At 61.4% G+C, this 290-nt stretch carries 1 protein-coding gene; it reads left to right on the top strand.

The genetic code is table 11. The features are described from left to right. The coding region (locus K6T82_RS24185) for an AIR synthase-related protein (RefSeq protein ID WP_255596623.1) at positions 1 to 290 on the top strand (290 nt) is incomplete at both ends.

Here is a 290-nt window from a genome sequence, read left to right on the forward strand (position 1 = left end):
AAGCCGGGCTCGTCAAATCCATGAGCCACATCACCGGCGGGGGCTTCACCGACAACATTCCCCGGGCGCTGCCGAAGAACCTCGGCTGCACGGTCGACGTTTCGCGGTGGGAGCTGCCCGGCGTCTTCAGGTGGATTATGGAGGCCGGCAACGTCGAACCTAAAGAGATGGCGAGAACGTTCAATAATGGTGTGGGGATGGTTTTGGTTGTTGCCGAGGACAAGGCGGCGGCTGTCAAGGAGTCGCTCGTAGCGGCCGGCGAACTGGCGGTCTATGAGATTGGGCGCGTT

The organism is Flavobacterium potami (assembly GCF_020026915.1).
Lineage (GTDB): Bacteria > Bacteroidota > Bacteroidia > Flavobacteriales > Flavobacteriaceae > Flavobacterium > Flavobacterium potami.